The organism is Sphingobacterium sp. NPDC055431, from assembly GCF_053644255.1.
Genome location: NZ_JBSHLH010000021.1, coordinates 52,818 through 69,987 on the forward strand (window position 1 = coordinate 52,818; position 17,170 = coordinate 69,987).

Sequence of the window (17,170 nt, forward strand, 5' to 3'; positions counted from 1 at the left end):
TTCAAAGTCGATTTAGCGAAAAATACGCATTTTATGAGCTGCCTACAGCAACCTTTTGAATATCAATTTGTTTTTTTAATTATCTTTCTTCTTACTTAGATCGTAATCAATGCGAACATGGTAAATGCTCTTCAGCATGGCCTTGAAGATCTTGGCCGATTCAGTGATCTCACGCATCGTAATATCCGCATTCTGGAACTGTCTCTGCAATAATTTATGATCTATGATCTTATCCACCAAATTATTGATTGACTCTTCGGTAGGCTCCTTTAATGCCCTTGAAGCAGCCTCAACAGAGTCTGCCATCATTAAGACAGCGGTCTCCTTTGAAAATGGTACTGGACCAGGGTATTTAAAGATTGACTCGTCAATGACCTTGTCTGGATTCGCCTTTACCGCCATGTTGTAGAAGTAATCAACCTTGGTCGTTCCATGGTGCGTTCTGATAAAGTCGATTACCACCTCAGGCATCTGGTTCTTCCTAGCCATTTCAATGCCCTTCAACACGTGCGAGATTATGATCTGTGCACTTTGTTCAGGAGTCAACTCCTCGTGGGGGTTGTCATTGGTTTTCTGGTTTTCGATAAAGTACAGTGGATTGATCATCTTACCAATATCATGGTATAAAGCTCCTGCACGGACCAGTAATGGGTTTCCACCAATCTTATATATTGCGGCTTCAGCAAGGTTAGCAACCTGTAGCGAATGCTGGAATGTACCTGGTGCCTTTAAGGAAAGCTCACGCAGTAACCTGGAGTTACTGTTGGTCAATTCCATTAAGGTTAAGTCTGAAACGATTCCAAATAACTTCTCGAAAGCATAGATCAAAGGATAGGCGAGAAGCGTCAATCCTACACTCACTGTAAATGGAAGGATGTCCTGCCAGTAAATCGAAGAAAAAGATCCGTTACGGGTCAGAACCAATCCCATATAAGCTAGGATGTAGGTTCCTAAGATCAGCACACTGGATACCAGGAATTGCTCTCTCTTAACCAGTGTACGGATGCTGTAAATCGCAACCATACCGGCCGTGAACTGCAAGAAAACAAAATCAAAACTGTTAGGTACGAACAGTCCGGCAATCAGTACCATCAGGATATGGATGTTGAGAGCTATCCGTGTATCGAACAATAATCTGAAGATGATCGGTACACTACAATAGGGAATGTAATAAAGACTTGGGATCTTGATCTTGATAGCCCAACTCAATACCCCTAACATTACCAAAATGACGATGAAGATAATGAACAGCAGACGGTTATTGTTGAAGATATCCCTTCTGAAGAAATAAAGGAATACCATCAATAGGGCCATGGCTAGCGAAATCAGGATAAAGTGTCCAAAAGTGACAAGGTTCTGTTCGCCACTGATCCTAGATTCGTCCTCGAATACCTTTCGTAGGGACTCTAATTTCTGATAAGTGTCGTTATTGATTATTTTCCCCTGTTCAGCAATCAGTTCGTCCTTTTGCACCATCCCTCGGGTAGTTGAGATATTGGCCAAGGCCGTTTGCTCAACTTTGTTGGTCTGGGACTCATTAAAGACGTAGTTGATGGTGATGTAGTTTTTCAGGACTTCAGACAGCCATTTCTTATGCTCGATCAGTTTGTTCTTTTCAAGTGCTCCAACGATATATTGATTTGCAGATTCTATCGTATAACAATCTACCGTATTCTTCTGCTGGGCGATATTGTCGTGGATCAGGACAAAGTTATACTCCAACGAAGTAGGGTCATTTCTGGAGGAGTCATTGCCTTTGTTTTGATATCGATTATTGAGGGAAAGGACACCTCTTTCGTAGATGTAATTCAAGAGGGCGGTTCCTACTTCTCGATAGTCATTGAGGTTTCCTGTCTCGGCGGAATCTAATTGGCTGGATTGCCATTTTTCGTTGAGGTCGGTATTGAACTGATCGATCTGTTCCTTACTGGCCACATCGTTCAGGTTATAGATAGGTTGGACCGTATTCAGGATGTACTGTTTATCGCGCTCCATTTCTTCGGCAGTTTTGAGGACTGCGAAGTTGTAGGGGGAGGTCAGGTTTTCATGGTTCCAAGGTTTTCCTTTCTGGTATTCGTACCTAAATCTGGGTTGTTTGGGTAGGAATATACAGATCAGGACAATGGTTAAGACAACCATTCCATATTTCCACAAACTGGAGTTTTGCTGTAATTTATCCTTAGGGTAATTTATCTTTAATTTCGCCACAATCTAATTTTAGTAATCCTAACTAACAAATGTAATTATTTTACGGCAAACAGTTTGATTTTAGGCTAAGACAATCTGAAAACATTGTCCTTATTGTCGAGGAGTTTCTTTCCTTTTTGCTTTGGATTGTAAGTTGAATGTAGCAATTCTAGGGAAAACCTGTCTATTTTTCAATTAGAGGATAATACTTGTTATCTTTGCAAAAAATTTAAGACATGTCCACACAACAACACTTAATAGCACCTTCGGTATTGGCTGCAGATTTTGCAAACTTACAGCGTGACGTAGAGATGGTCAATGCGAGCGAAGCTGATTGGTTTCATATTGACATCATGGATGGGGTATTTGTCCCAAACATCTCTTTTGGATTCCCGGTAATGAGTGCCATTGCAAAGCATGCAAAAAAGCCTTTGGATGTACATTTGATGATCGTGGATCCAGACCGTTACTTGAAGGTTTGCAAGGATAATGGGGCAGAGGTTATAACTGTTCATTATGAAGCTTGCACACATTTACATCGCACATTAGCAGCGATTAAGGAGTTGGGATGTAAAGCAGGGGTTGCATTGAATCCGCATACACCGGTTTCCTTGTTGAAGGATGTGATCCAGGATATTGACCTAGTTTGCCTGATGTCTGTAAATCCCGGTTTCGGAGGACAGAAATTCATTGAGCGAACGTACAGTAAAATTAAAGAATTACGCGCTTTAGCGGCAGAGCAGAATACGGATGTTTTGATCGAGATTGACGGAGGTGTTGGGACTTCCAATGCGGGCAAGTTATTGGCAGCTGGAGCTGACGTTTTGGTGGCCGGTAGCTTTGTGTTCTCTTCCGAAAATCCAGTTCAAACAATACAGGAATTGAAGGCTGTAGACCCTTCAGTTCAATTGGTTTAACCCTTTTGTTTAGAATACTTCCAAATTAGCGAGAAGTGGCAGAAATGCGAATAAAACGCAGTTTTTTTTGTATTTTTGCGTAAACAGCTCATAGTATGAGCTTAATAGTGTAAAATTTAATAAATCATATTAAACTACAAATAATGGCTTTTGATATAGACATGATCAAAAAGGTTTATTCTCAATATGATGAGCGTGTAAAAGCTGCTCGCCAAGTTGTAAATAAACCATTGACTCTAGCTGAGAAAATTTTATATACGCATCTTTGGGATGGTAATGCCTCAGAGGCTTACGAGCGTGGCAAATCATACGTTGATTTCGCACCGGACCGTGTAGCGATGCAGGATGCAACTGCTCAGATGGCTTTATTGCAATTTATGCAAGCAGGCCGTCCGCAAGCAGCAGTTCCTTCAACTGTTCACTGTGACCACTTGATTCAAGCGCGTGATGGAGCAGCAGAGGATTTAAATCGTGCTAAAAATGAAAGCTCAGAAGTATTCAACTTCTTGAGTTCTGTATCGAACAAATACGGTATTGGTTTCTGGAAACCAGGTGCTGGTATTATCCACCAGGTAGTATTGGAAAACTATGCTTTCCCAGGTGGTATGATGATCGGTACTGACTCCCACACAGTAAATGCGGGTGGTTTAGGTATGGTTGCGATCGGTGTTGGTGGTGCAGATGCATGTGATGTGATGGCAGGATTACCATGGGAGCTGAAATTCCCTAAATTGATCGGTGTGAAATTAACAGGTAAACTTTCTGGTTGGGCGGCTCCAAAAGATGTAATCTTGAAAGTGGCTGGTATCTTAACTGTAAAAGGTGGTACTGGTGCTATCGTAGAATACTTTGGCGAAGGTGCTGAATCTTTATCTTGTACAGGTAAAGGTACAATCTGTAACATGGGTGCTGAAATCGGTGCAACGACATCAACCTTCGGTTATGATGCTTCTATGGAGCGTTACTTGCGTGCTACAGACCGTGCCGAAGTTGCTGATGCGGCGAATGCAATCAAAGAACATTTGACTGCTGACCCTGAAGTTTATGCAAACCCTGAGCAATACTTCGATCAATTGATCGAAATCAACTTATCGGAGTTAGAGCCTTCATTGAACGGACCTTTTACTCCTGATTTGTATACTCCAATTTCACGTATGCGTGAAGAAGCTGGTAAAAACGGCTGGCCTACTAAAGTAGAGTGGGGATTGATTGGTTCATGTACTAACTCTTCATACGAAGATTTATCACGTGCTGCTTCTATCGCTCGCCAAGCTGTTGAAAAAGGACTTGTAACCAAAGCTGAATTTGGTATCAACCCAGGATCGGAGCAAGTTCGTTTCACTGCTGACCGTGATGGATTATTGAAAACTTTCGAAGACCTTAATGCAACTATCTTTACCAATGCATGTGGACCATGTATCGGTATGTGGGATCGTGCTGGATCTGAGAAACAAGAGAAAAACACTATCGTTCACTCCTTCAACCGTAACTTTGCGAAACGTGCTGATGGTAACCCGAACACTTTTGCATTCGTAACATCTCCAGAAATGGTTGCTGCGATCGCTATCTCAGGTGATTTAGGTTTTAACCCGCTTACAGATACGTTGACCAATAAAAACGGTGAGCAAGTAAAATTAGATCCTCCTACAGGTGATGAATTACCAGAAAAAGGATTTGCAGTGGATGATCCAGGATACCAAGCTCCTGCAGCTGATGGATCAAGCGTTGTAGTGGATGTGAACCCTGATTCAGATCGTCTGCAATTATTAGAGCCATTTGCAGCATGGGAAGGTACTGACCTTAAAGGCTTGAAATTATTGATCAAAGCTAAAGGTAAATGTACTACTGACCACATCTCTATGGCTGGTCCTTGGTTGAAATACCGTGGTCACCTAGACAACATTTCTAACAACATGTTGATCGGTGCGGTTAACTTCTTCAACGATAAGACTGATAATGTGAAGAACCAATTGACTGGTGAATACGGTCCGGTTCCTGCAACACAACGTGATTACAAAGCGCACGGTATTGGTTCAATCGTCGTAGGTGATGAAAACTATGGTGAAGGTTCATCTCGTGAACACGCAGCTATGGAGCCTCGTCACTTAGGTGTTCGTGCCGTATTGGTAAAATCATTTGCACGTATCCACGAAACTAACTTGAAAAAACAAGGTATGCTTGGTCTTACCTTCGCGAATAAAGATGATTACGATAAAATCAACGAAGACGATACTATCGATATCATTGGATTAACTGAATTTGCTCCAAACAAACCGCTTACATTGGTATTGCACCATGCTGACGGTACGTCTGAAGAGATCCTTGCAAACCACACGTACAACGAACAACAGATCGGTTGGTTCAAAGCTGGTGGTGCATTGAATATCATCCGTGCAAATCAGTAATAGTATTTAGTAGTTAGTATCTAGTATTTAGACTAGAGCTGCTGACTTCAGAAGGTGCCGTTCCATTGGGACGGCACCTTTTTTATATTTAGGGATGTCGCATTCCGAACCTTCCAAACAAAAATAATCTCTATCTTTATTCACCTAATAAGCCAAACTAAGCATGAATACAAGTTTATTGAAAAGCATGGCCTTGGCCGCTGTGTTGTTATCTACTGGAACAATGGAAATAAAAGCTCAGAAAATACCCTATGAACTGGATGCCAAAAAGAATACAACGGTAACCTATCAAGAATTGCAGGATTATTATTCTGCCTTGCTCAAAGGCAGGAAGGATGTGAAAATGATTGATTATGGATTAACGGATGTTGGGAAGCCATTGCAATTGATCGTCCTATCTAAGGATGGTGATTTTGATCCCAATAGCATTAAGGCAAAAGGAAAGGCAGTGATGTTGATCAACAATGGGATACATCCAGGTGAGCCAGAAGGGATTGATGCTTCCATGATGTTTATCAGGGATCTGCTTCAAGCAAATAAATTACCTGATAACTTGGTACTCTGCGTGATCCCTGTCTATAATATTGCGGGGATGCTAAACCGTGGAGAATCCAGGGTGAACCAAAATGGTCCAAATGAATACGGTTTTAGGGGCTCTAGGCAGCATTATGATCTCAACAGGGATTTTATAAAAGGAGATACCCGAAATTCTAGACTCTTCCAAAAGATATATAGCACTTGGGATCCCGATGTTTTCTTTGATACCCATACCAGCAATGGAGCAGATTATCAATATGTAATGACCCTAATCGAAACCCATAAGGATAAACTGCATAAGGACTTGGCACCCTATATGAGATCAAAATTCACGGATGAGCTATACAGAAGAATGGAAAAGGAAGGTTTTCCGATGGTTCCTTATGTGAATTCTAAAGGCGAGACGCCAGAATCGGGACTCGTTTCCTTTCTTGAAAGCCCTAGGTATTCGACAGGATATGCCGCCCTGCACAACAGTATTGGCTACATGCCAGAAACGCATATGTGGAAGCCCTATCAGCAACGTGTAGAATCCACCTATGCCTTGATGAAGAATTTATTTGAAGTTTCCGTAAAGGAGTCCAAAGATCTGGTTGCCCTACGCAAAAACATAAAACAGCAAGTCGCTGCCCAAACCGATTTTCCAGTCAGCTGGACCTTGGATACTGAAAAAGTTGATCAAATTGAGTTCAGGGGTTTTGAGTCCGGGAAAAAGACCAGTGAAGTATCGGGGCAGGATAGGTTATATTATGACAGAAGCAAACCCTTCAGCAAGCAGGTTCCCTATTTCTCGAATTACAAGCCGTCCATCAGTATCAAAAAACCAAAAGCATATATCGTACCCCAAGCTTATGATAGGTTGATAGAACTGATGCAAACCAATGGTGTCAAGATGCATCAGTTGGCAGCTGATGAGGTAAAGGAAGTGGAGATGTATTATATCACTTCCTACAAAACACAGGGAGCTCCCTATGAAGGGCATTATCCCCATCATTCGGTGGAGCTGAGTCCGAAGATGATGCAGGTGCCATTTTATAAAGGCGATTGGATAATCGAAACCAATCAGGACATTAATCGTTATATAGTAGAAACATTGGAACCCCAGGCGATGGATTCCTTTTTCAACTGGAATTTCTTTGATGCCATCCTTTCGCAAAAAGAATACTTCTCGGCCTATATATTTGAGGACACGGCGGCCGAACTATTGAAGAATGATGTTGAATTAAAGGAAAGTTTTGAGGAAGCGAAAAAGCAAGATCCGAAGCTGGCAGAAAGTGGAAGGGCACAATTGGAATGGATCTATAAACGTACGCATCATTATGAGCATAACTACATGCTGTATCCTGTAGGAAGGATACTGTAGGATGGTACGAAACCATATCAAGCTTCCAAGATATTCCTTGGAAGCTTTTTTTATGCTTGGACTTTTAATTTTCTGTTGACAAAAGGCTGTCATTCATCGCACTTAAATTTGATTATTCAATCATTTAAAAAGAAAATATTATGAGCACTACAGGAATTATTACGAAAGAGAACTTTTTGAACCATTGGCAAGGACATAGAGGCTTAACGAGAAAAACAATTGAGAAATTTCCAGAAAAGGAATTATTCGAATATAGCATAGGAGGGATGCGCCCTTTCAGTGATTTGGTGAAAGAATTATTGACTATTGGGTTGCCGGGTCTAGAAGGGATCGATAGCAATACCACAGAGGGTTTCAACCATGATGTTCCATTTAATACCAAAGAAGCCTTATTGGCAGAGTGGGATAGACAGACCCCATTGATTACTGAATATTACAATAAGATTCCTGTAGAAAGATTTCCAGAAGATTACAATCTATTTGGTCAATTTAATCAGCCTATCATTGAAAACCTTCTGTATTTTGTGGATAACGAAATCCACCATAGAGGTCAAGGCTATGTTTACCTCAGGAGTTTAGGAATTGAACCTCCCATGTTCTGGGACAGATAGAAATAGGAAAGGCTGCTCATTTTACCGAGCAGCCTTTTGTATATATGTCGCATCCAATTATTTCTCTTCAAAAACTGAATTTACTTCAGTGATTTTCCAGCCTTCACTGTCCTGCACCATGGTTAGGTAATCAATGCGTTTGAAGTTGGAGAAGTTAAGCGTTACTTTAGCAAGGCTGTATTTGCCAGTTTTCTCCACGATTTGATAGTCGCTATCACAGTTGTAGGTGTTTCCCTTTTGGCTTTTGATCTGTTTGATGTAGTTAGCTCTTGAAAGGGGGGCCTGATTGTATTCAGTATTGTACTTCAAACTGAAGTCCTTACCTAAAAGGTTGTTTAGATGGTCTACATCTCCTCTTACTGAAGTGTTGATATAGGCGTCAACAACATTTTCTACCACTGCGCTGTTTAATTTGTCTTTGTCTTTATCGATTGCAAATGCTGTGAACGATGAAGCGAATAATAGACCTGCGATTGCGAATGTTTTTACTAAATTTTTCATGACTTATTTTTTTAATGATTAATACCTGTTTTATTTTTTCTTGTTATTTCTTATTTGATACTTCAAAGGTATAGCAGAAATACAGGCCATAACAGGCAAAATAGGTCAATTCTGAAGCTTTCTCGGTGAGTGCTGGAGTTATTTCGGTGAAAAACCCTCAGGGTTTTGCTGGAGAATTCACCGATGGATTTAGGGGTATTTATTGCTCGGTCGATTCAATCTCCTCGACGAAAACCTCTTCAGCACAGAAGCGAATCGTTCTGCCACTCATAAACATGAAGATTAGGTCATCCTTCGCAGTAGGTCTTTTCTGATCGATCAGGCCATCATTAATATCTCGGTCTACACTAGGGAAAAAGGTTATTCCATCTAGGTGGCTGTCATTGATGATATATGTAGGGTCAGGATCTATAGTGAAGAGATACGAATAGTTCTTTGCAGTAAATTGGATGGCGTAGTTAGCGTTGTGGTCTTTCCTAGAGGAAAATTTTTCAAACAATAGCTTGATTTCCTTATCTGTCACAAGGAACTGATCAGCTGCAAATGAAAAATCATTATGTAGATCTATTTCCTTGCCTCCAAATTGAATGTAAATGAGATCATGGATTTCAAAATTCGTCTGCATAATGAAAAATACAAAAATTAGCCCGTAAAAAAACAACCTAAGGATTCCTTAGGTTGTTTATGTTATAATTTAATTGAGATTAAAAGCTTATGATATGACTGGCATATTCAGCATCCCTATTCTTTAAGGATACTTCTAGATTTTCGCCAGAATTTGTGTTTTCAGGTTTTTTGATTTCAAATACATCACCCACATTGACTTCACCTTGAGCTTTGTCATTGACAAATATGGTCAATGGAGCATTGACTTGGTCGCCAATAACTTTGTATTGATACGTATTGGAATCATCCGCTTGTAGTTCAATTTTGCCCTTAGCTGCAGGCTCTACAAATTCCGTTTGATTCATATTTAATTCTGAAGGAATTTCTTTGGTTTCAGGGTTTCCGAAAAGTAAACTTCCTATAAACAGTGCTGAAAAAAATAGTTCATTCATATGTTCAATTTTTTGTTATATGTTTAATTAATCTATTGTAATAACGATGTTACAAATAGGATTATTGCATTTACCATGCCAAAGGAGAGGATTTAAGGTTTTTTAACAGGATAAGAATGGGGTTAAAAGAAAAAATCCTGAGCTGGGGAAGCTCAGGATTTTACCAAACCAATTATTAACCTAAATTATGAAATTACTCTTTATTACTCTTTTGCTTTTCTTTGTTATTATAACGAGACGAACTATACTTTCGTGTCTTTTTAGTTTTAGATTAACATCTTTTAACAAAGTATTAGCGTAATTCAATAATTATGGGAAGGTCTGCCTATATTTTAATCTTTTGATATGATATTCTTTGCAAAGTAAGCCATTGGGAAGTATGCAAATACCAGGTCCACGAAAGTAAACCAAAGTGGAGAAGGCAACATAAATATAGAGGCCAGTCCACCTAGGAAAAAGAATACTGCAATAACCATTGCAAAAGTTAATTTATTGTTAGGGGCAATCCATGCTGCTACCAAAGCACCAACGAAGGTACCTAGCGCGTGGGCAAGGAAAGGGAACAGGAAATTTATGGGTTTGAATAGATGCATTCCTGCCTTCAAACCTTCAGCGGTAGTGACGTCAACGCCATCAGGCGGAGGGATCACGGTACCACTTATAGAAACCAAGGCCATATTGACCATGGAGCCAATTACAATGCCCAAAACAACGGCAAGGATCTTACGAAAAATCGGATTCATTTGGATTAATAATATGCACAAATGTAATTCAAAATGAAATAGGTTGTAGCAGATCGGAAAATTAAATCAAGGCAAAATTATTCTGCAAGTTTAATCCTTGCTTGGTCAACGGATTCCACAAAATTTACCAATCGGCCTTTGTTGCTTTCGGCAATAAATTCCTTTAGACTTTGACTGTTATATTTTGAGAAATCTCCTACGATCATCAATCTCACACGATAGGTAGAGAATTTCTGCAGGATTTCCCCAGCCATTTTTGTTTTTAGATCAAAGAAATTCGGGTGTATGTTCTTTTCGTGAATGATCATCCTGTCGAATCCCTGATAATATACATCACCCATTACATCGGTGCCGTCTTCAACTGTTTTCCAGATATAATCGTCTGCTTGAACTTCTGCAATTTGTTGATTGTTGAGGCTATGTTTTATTAATATCATGGGGTATAGTGGAATATTTTATAAAAATAATAATTCTCTTGGAGAAAGTTTGGCCTTTTCTTAAAGAAATACTTTTGTCGATATCAGGAAAAAAGAAACCCCACTTAAGGGATATAAGCGGGGTAAGGTATAAAGATAATAGTTATTGTGATTTTCTTTTTAGTGGTTGGTTGCTTTCTTTCTGCAGGTATTAACTCCCAATAGGCTATATAATGGACAGAATCCAATTAAGCTGGTGAGTACAAAAATCCCTGCAACAACCAATAGAACAATTGCCAATGTTCCGGAAATAACTTTTGTAAAGAACAAAACTGCAATAATGACTGCAATGATTATCCTGATCGTTTTGTCTTGTGGGCCCATGTTTGTTTTCATAAGTAAATGATTTAGGGTGAACACTAAAACAAAAATGGCTTATATCCTATAGTTTGTCAGTGACTTTTATCACATTGGGGAGAAAATTTCTACTTTATTTCTAAAAAGTTTCAAAATTCCCTTTTGTTCCAACTGTTTTAACAGTCTTGAAATTACCTCCCTTGAGGTAGAAAGGTCATTGGCGATCTCCTGGTGGGTGATATTTAGGATATTACTTTGTACAGCCTCAGCTTTGGTTTTCAGGTAATCCATCAATCGCTCATCGATTTTCTTGAAGGCTACACTATCCAGCGCATTGATAATTTCATCGTATCGATTGTCCATGGTTCTCAATACAAACATGCGCCAGCTCGCATACGAATCATACCATTTCGCCGAAGTTGATGAAGGAATGGCGATGAGTTCCACCTGCTCTTCTGCAATGGCCTTGATATTACTCAGTTTGTTCATGAGCGAGGTAGATAGGGATACCGCACAGCTCTGGCCTGCTTTTATATAATAAAGGATCAATTCATTCCCTTCATTTGTCTCTCGTACGACCTTGACGGTCCCTTTAAGCAGGATAGGGATGACTTTGATATATTTATGTGGTTCTACGATAATATCCCCGGTGTTAAATTCAAGTTTGCTGCCTACCTGTTCAAACTCTGCTCTTAAACCCTGTTCCAAGAGGAAATCAAACTCAATGTTATTCATCTGAAATATAGTTGTGTGAATATAAATATTTAAACAATATTAATGTTTAAACAATAAATATAGATAACGGGGAAATCATAAAATGCTAAATTTTCCAAAAAATAAAAATTATTAGGCATTCGGCTACAAATGCTGGCGGGAAATTAGAAATTAATATTTTTTATATTCAATTAGGTCATTTCTTTATCCTGATAATAAAATTAATTTTAATAGCGCCGTATATTTAATTACCATGGTCGATTATCTGTTAAGTAATATGCATACTAAGTAATAGCGTGATTTGGAATCATGTTTTTTCATTATACATTCACGCCAAAAATATATCCCACCAATGCAGATAGAGCCATCGCGATAGTTCCCCAAATAACGATCCTGATCATAGGTTTCAAAGGTTTTGCACCGCCGGTCTTTGCAGAAACGGCTCCGAGGATGACCAATGAAATAATGGTGAATCCATATAGAGAATATACCATATATTCAACGGGAGCAAAGATTACTACCAGTAGGGGAAGTAAACCACCTGCGGTAAAAGCGGCACCAGAAGCCAAAGCAGCTTGGATTGGATTAGCCTGATTGATATCGGTTATCCCAAGTTCATCGCGGATGTGCGCAGCCAAAGCATCGTGCTCCGTCATTTCCCTGGCCACCAGCATGGCAGTTTCCTTTTTCAATCCGCGTTCTTCATAGATCTTTGCCAACATCTGAAGTTCCAGCTCAGGCATTTCAGCAAGTTCCTTCGCTTCTCTCTTAATATCAGCCCTTTCGATATCGGTTTGCGATGAAACCGATACATATTCCCCCGCTGCCATGGACAATGCTCCAGCGACCATACTGGCAACGGTTGCCAGCAAAATAGGATCCCTGCTGCTACTTGCTGTTGCGACCCCGATGGCTAAGCTGGCTACAGAAATAATTCCATCATTGGCACCCAAGACAGCAGCCCTTAACCAATTGCTTCGATGTATATAATGGGTCTCTAAATATTTGTCGATTGTTGTCATGGTTGTCAGTTATTTAGATACTGTAATTTAAGGAAATTAATCCTAAAAGATTATGTGCCTTTAGCTAGGTTTCAATCCATTCTTAAAACTAAATAGGGGAGTATATTGATTTCCCGAAAGTTGAACAACTTCCTGAAATAAGCTGTTCAATTGCATGAAGCTATCCGTTAAGGAGACTTTTGCTTTCAAGATCGACTCTACCTTCTTGGTCAAATCCTTAGGTTTCTGATCTGCTTTTTCTAAGATCTCTAAGGCTTTTTTATCTGAGATTGGATAAATTTCATTGATGGCAAAGAGGGCTTGGACAATAGCTTTCAATGTTCGGGTAAAGCAACCAAAGGTATTGTAGTAATCATTGCTCTTCGCGAACCCATTAGTATTGATGATGCTGAATTCTGCAGCCCAAAGGGATTCTTGGATGATTTTGTTCTTTAGCGGTTCAGGATATATCTTGACCAATGATTTCAGATATTGTATTACATTTTGAGGGTCGAATACGGCCTTGCAGGCTTCAATCTCCGCCAGATAAAACAAAGAAGTAAACCCATATGGAGGTTGCTGTTCATAGTGATTTTCCCAAATACCTTCCATTGCATCCTGAATCGTTCTCCTTACCTGGTTGATATTGCGGTAAAGGAAATCGATCTTCCCTGCTTCAGTCTGTATCCAAGCGCCACCATTCACCCAAGGTCCCCATTCATAAAAGTCGGTAACTGTAGGAATATTGTCCTTGGCATATTTCTTTGCAATCGATTCAATTTCTTTGATGTCAAACGGATTGTTCTCATGGTAATAAATCCCAATATCGATGTCAGAATCTGCATTTGCCCTTCCTGTGGCATAGGAACCGCCTAAAACCACAGCCGATACATGTTCCACTTTTTCCAGATCCTCGCAGATTGCATCAAATATTTTTTGTTTTTCAGGAGGTAGATTCATACCCATAAATTAAGCATTTTATTGCATTTCCAACTTGACCTTAATAGCTTCCAGCAATCTTGTTTCAAAATCTTTGATGACCAGTTTGGCCCAAAAATTAGCATAGAAATTCATTTTAGAGGTAATCTTATAATCACAGGATAAGGTAACCTTGGTTTGATCTGATGAAATAGGCGATAGGTTGTAATATATATTTACAAACTCAAAGTTATTTCCCCTAAGAATATGTTTATCGGTAGGTCTATCTCGTAATTGAGATTTTTCAATATCAATTTTATAACTGACAAACTGATTTTCAACCTGTTTTTCCATGGTTTCGTAGAGCGCTAAGCCGTCTGTAAACTGTCCTATTCTATATTGGGTTCCGTTTTCCTGAAATAAATTAGATTCAATAGGTCGAGGGATTCCGATAAACTGAAAAAAACCTTCCTTATACTCTTTGTCTGTCAAATGAGGGACCTCCACAAGGTTTGGGAAAATGTATTCCGGACTCTTATTGATAATTGTACTATATGAAACTTTGTAACCCTGGGTTCTGTCAGGAAATGACTTTTCAATTGGGAGAAAGAACAAAGGAAGAAAGACCAAAGTAAATAACTTCTTCTTTTTCTCCTTTCTTTTCAACAAGATCCCAGCAATAAATCCCACCGTGCCCGTGATCAAAAAATAGGGTAGGCCGATAATGAATATGCAAAAGAGGTCCTCCAATTTTGTGACGATTGCCAATAATAAAAAAAGGAAAACTGAAATTATCGGATATAAAAATGTTTTGAAATCATTTTTATAAACGTTGTTCTGCAGGAATAGTATTGGGATAATTCCAATAATAGCAGGGGTTATGAAAATGAAGGAAATATTATAGACATTATTCGAAAAAATAATAGAATCTTCCTCAACTAAAAATCTAATTAATAAACCATATAGCGCAGCTATTAGTATTCCAAGATATTGGGAAGGATTTTTAATTGGAATCTGCATAGGTTTATATTTTATATTCAAGGTAAATAAGATAATTTGACCAAGCAAATAAATGTACCATGGAATTGTTTCTTATTTAGCTATTTAGGGAATTCCTCTGTAACCTCAGCCCCAGCAGAGAATAGGAATTGCCAAATGAAATAGATAGTGATCAATGCAATGATCAAGACAAGGATCCAAATCCATGTGTTTCTAAAATTTTTATCCTCTAACATAGCTAATGAACAGTTAGCCTAGTATTTTGGTTTAAAGAAAAATACAGTGCATAAAAAATCCTAAGCCGGGGAAGCTTAGGATTTTTATTACTAACCAATTATTAACCTAAATTATGAAATTATTTACTCTTTACTCTTTTACTCTGTTTGTACTATATTAAACGCAAAGCCTATGCCTATCTTATATTTGGCAATGCGGATTAACAATTTTTAACGCTAATTTAGTCTGAAAGCCATTCAAGCGGGATTAGGAGTAAATCTACAGTTCAAGAAACAAGCTGTTGGATGGGTTAGATTTGGTCAGTTTTCCTAACATTCTTTTTCGAAATTCTATTCAATGTATAGTTGAACATAGCTTACTTTCCTTCGGGTCTCATTCGAGACATATTCGAGAAATCCTTTGAAATTCATGGTAGATTGCCCGAGGATACATTGAATATTATTTTAAACATTTTGCGAAAATTCCGAATGTGTCTCGAATGAGGTTAAGATTATCCCCAAAACAAAAATCCTAAGCTGGGGAAGCTTAGGATTTTTTTTACTAACCAATTATTAACCTAAATTATGAAATTATTTACTCATTACTCTTTTACTCTGTTTGTACTATACAAACGCAAAGCCTGTGCCTATCTTATATGGGACAGTTCGGATTAACATTTTTTAACGAGGTGGGAGGTTTTGCCTTTCTTTGCCAGTGACCACCTGAGGCACGAAGATTCTCGGAACCATGCAAACAATAATTGCATTGGCGTACAGTTCCTTTACCTTCGGTAAAGGATGACAGGGCTTGGGGAAGGAGAACCGTACAGATTCCTCACTGATCGTTCAGAATCGCAAATGGGCAATGGTTTTTTTGACTGTCAACCTGAGGCACGAAGTTTCTCGGAACCATGCAAACAATAATTGCATTGGCGTACAGTTCCTTTACCTTCGGTAAAGGATGACAGTGCTTGGGGGAAGGGAACCGTACGGATTCCTCACTAATCGTTCAGAATCGCAAAGGGGTAACGTTCTTTTAGATTGTCAACCTGAGGCACGAAGGTTCTCGGGACCATGCAAACAATAATTTCATTGGTGTACAGTTCCTTTACCTTCGGTAAAGGATGACAGGGTTTGGGGGAAGGAGAACCGTACAGATTCCCCACTGATCGTTCAGAATCGCAAATGGGCAATGTTATCTTTTCCTCTCTCAACCTGATACACGAAGGTTCTCGGAACCATGCAAACCATAATTGCATTGGCGTACAGTTCCTTTACCTTCGGTAAAGGATGACAGTGCTTGGGGGAAGGAGAACCGTACAGATTCCTCACTGATCGTTCAGAATCGCAAAGGGGTAATGTTCTTTTAGATTGTCAACCTGAGGCACGAAGGTTCTCGGAACCATGCAAACCTTCAAAATCAAGAATATCATGGAATGCATTTGGTTTACAGTTCTTCTGTCTTCGATAGTTTATATTAGCGTACAGTTCCTTTACCTACGGTAAAGGATGACAGGGTTTGGGGGAAGGAGAACCGTACAGATTCCCCACTGATCGTTCAGAATCAAACATGTGCTTGAGAGGGATTCAGAGTGTTAACGAAGAATCTATTTTTATTTTAAATAGCTGGGTTTGTCATTACGAATCGTAAGATGAGTAAACTATTTCAATTGAAGATTGGGTTATGGTAGGAGGAATGCTGGTAATAAAAGAGATATAATGTTGGGAGAAAATATATCGGACTATTAGAAAACAGAAAAGCTCTCTAAGAAGAGAGCTTTTAAGTACGCCAATTAGGGTTCGAACCTAAGACCTACGGTTTAGAAAACCGTTGCTCTATCCAGCTGAGCTATTGGCGCCTGATTTTGTGAAGCAAAAGTAGGTATTTGCTTGATAAATGCAAAATAAAATCGCTTTTTTTGCTGGATTAATCATTAACTAATTGCCTTCCAAGTACATATTTTTAATATTTCGCCGGCCTTTCCTCTTTATTATTAATGTGCAATAAAAAATCCTGCATTGGATAAAATAATTTCCTGCTCTAATGGGTTAAAAATCAGCTTAATTAGGCTATAAAGGGGATTTTAAACCATATTATTTTCATTTTTTATTTGGAGATCAAGTCAGAATTTGTACTTTTGTCGCGGAGAGTTGGCAGAGTGGTCGAATGCGGCGGTCTTGAAAACCGTTAACTGTCACAGGTTCGGGGGTTCGAATCCCTCACTCTC

General features: G+C 39.1%; 15 protein-coding genes and 1 tRNA gene. 4 read left to right on the forward strand and 12 right to left on the reverse strand.

The window, feature by feature from the left end:
- Positions 1-75: 75 nt before the first annotated feature.
- Positions 76-2,208, reverse strand: a complete 2,133-nt coding sequence (locus ACWIB3_RS16015; protein ID WP_185213851.1) for an HD family phosphohydrolase — start codon at positions 2,206-2,208, stop codon at positions 76-78.
- 215 nt (positions 2,209-2,423) lie between these two features.
- Between ACWIB3_RS16015 and rpe the strand changes: the two genes are divergently transcribed.
- The 4 genes from rpe (at position 2,424) to ACWIB3_RS16035 (ending at position 8,020) form a co-directional block, all read left to right on the forward strand.
- The gene (gene rpe, locus ACWIB3_RS16020) at positions 2,424-3,104 is read left to right on the forward strand and encodes a ribulose-phosphate 3-epimerase (protein ID WP_185213852.1); all 681 of its coding nucleotides are present in this window, start codon (positions 2,424-2,426) and stop codon (positions 3,102-3,104) included.
- A 143-nt stretch (positions 3,105-3,247) separates the two neighbouring features.
- Positions 3,248-5,509: an aconitate hydratase gene (locus tag ACWIB3_RS16025; RefSeq protein WP_185213853.1), complete on the forward strand. Its 2,262-nt coding sequence runs from the start codon at positions 3,248-3,250 to the stop codon at positions 5,507-5,509.
- Between the two features lie 163 nt (positions 5,510-5,672).
- Complete coding sequence (locus tag ACWIB3_RS16030; RefSeq protein WP_454292120.1) at positions 5,673-7,409, forward strand: M14 family zinc carboxypeptidase; 1,737 nt, start codon at positions 5,673-5,675, stop codon at positions 7,407-7,409.
- A gap of 140 nt (positions 7,410-7,549) precedes the next feature.
- Entirely contained in the window at positions 7,550-8,020 is a 471-nt protein-coding gene (locus tag ACWIB3_RS16035; RefSeq protein ID WP_185213854.1) for a DinB family protein, read from the forward strand.
- Between the two features lie 57 nt (positions 8,021-8,077).
- On the opposite strand, the gene ACWIB3_RS16040 is transcribed toward ACWIB3_RS16035, so the two are convergent.
- From ACWIB3_RS16040 to ACWIB3_RS16090, 11 genes are all read right to left on the reverse strand, one after another.
- A complete protein-coding gene (locus ACWIB3_RS16040) occupies positions 8,078-8,521 on the reverse strand; it encodes a nuclear transport factor 2 family protein (RefSeq protein WP_454292121.1) in 444 nt (147 codons plus the stop codon).
- 199 nt (positions 8,522-8,720) lie between these two features.
- Positions 8,721-9,146 (reverse strand): hypothetical protein, encoded by a 426-nt coding sequence (locus ACWIB3_RS16045; protein WP_313262219.1) that lies wholly within the window; start codon positions 9,144-9,146, stop codon positions 8,721-8,723.
- Between the two features lie 79 nt (positions 9,147-9,225).
- Positions 9,226-9,579 carry a hypothetical protein gene (locus ACWIB3_RS16050; RefSeq protein ID WP_454292122.1) on the reverse strand — a complete coding sequence of 118 codons (354 nt, stop codon included), beginning with the start codon at positions 9,577-9,579 and terminating at the stop codon, positions 9,226-9,228.
- A gap of 332 nt (positions 9,580-9,911) precedes the next feature.
- Complete coding sequence (locus ACWIB3_RS16055; RefSeq protein WP_185218303.1) at positions 9,912-10,322, reverse strand: hypothetical protein; 411 nt, start codon at positions 10,320-10,322, stop codon at positions 9,912-9,914.
- A gap of 77 nt (positions 10,323-10,399) precedes the next feature.
- Positions 10,400-10,759 carry a DUF4180 domain-containing protein gene (locus ACWIB3_RS16060; RefSeq protein WP_185213859.1) on the reverse strand — a complete coding sequence of 120 codons (360 nt, stop codon included), beginning with the start codon at positions 10,757-10,759 and terminating at the stop codon, positions 10,400-10,402.
- A gap of 159 nt (positions 10,760-10,918) precedes the next feature.
- Positions 10,919-11,134: a YgaP family membrane protein gene (locus tag ACWIB3_RS16065; protein WP_185213860.1), complete on the reverse strand. Its 216-nt coding sequence runs from the start codon at positions 11,132-11,134 to the stop codon at positions 10,919-10,921.
- 69 nt (positions 11,135-11,203) lie between these two features.
- Positions 11,204-11,830 (reverse strand): Crp/Fnr family transcriptional regulator, encoded by a 627-nt coding sequence (locus tag ACWIB3_RS16070; RefSeq protein ID WP_185213861.1) that lies wholly within the window; start codon positions 11,828-11,830, stop codon positions 11,204-11,206.
- Positions 11,831-12,129: 299 nt separating this feature from the next.
- On the reverse strand, positions 12,130-12,831 hold the full coding sequence (locus ACWIB3_RS16075) for a VIT1/CCC1 transporter family protein (RefSeq protein WP_313262224.1): 702 nt from the start codon (positions 12,829-12,831) through the stop codon (positions 12,130-12,132).
- A 60-nt stretch (positions 12,832-12,891) separates the two neighbouring features.
- Positions 12,892-13,776, reverse strand: coding sequence for a nucleotidyltransferase domain-containing protein (locus ACWIB3_RS16080; protein ID WP_454292123.1), 885 nt, complete (start codon positions 13,774-13,776; stop codon positions 12,892-12,894).
- 12 nt (positions 13,777-13,788) lie between these two features.
- On the reverse strand, positions 13,789-14,496 hold the full coding sequence (locus ACWIB3_RS16085) for a hypothetical protein (RefSeq protein ID WP_313262226.1): 708 nt from the start codon (positions 14,494-14,496) through the stop codon (positions 13,789-13,791).
- A gap of 2,231 nt (positions 14,497-16,727) precedes the next feature.
- Positions 16,728-16,801, reverse strand: a tRNA-Arg gene (locus ACWIB3_RS16090).
- Between the last annotated feature and the right edge of the window lie 369 nt (positions 16,802-17,170).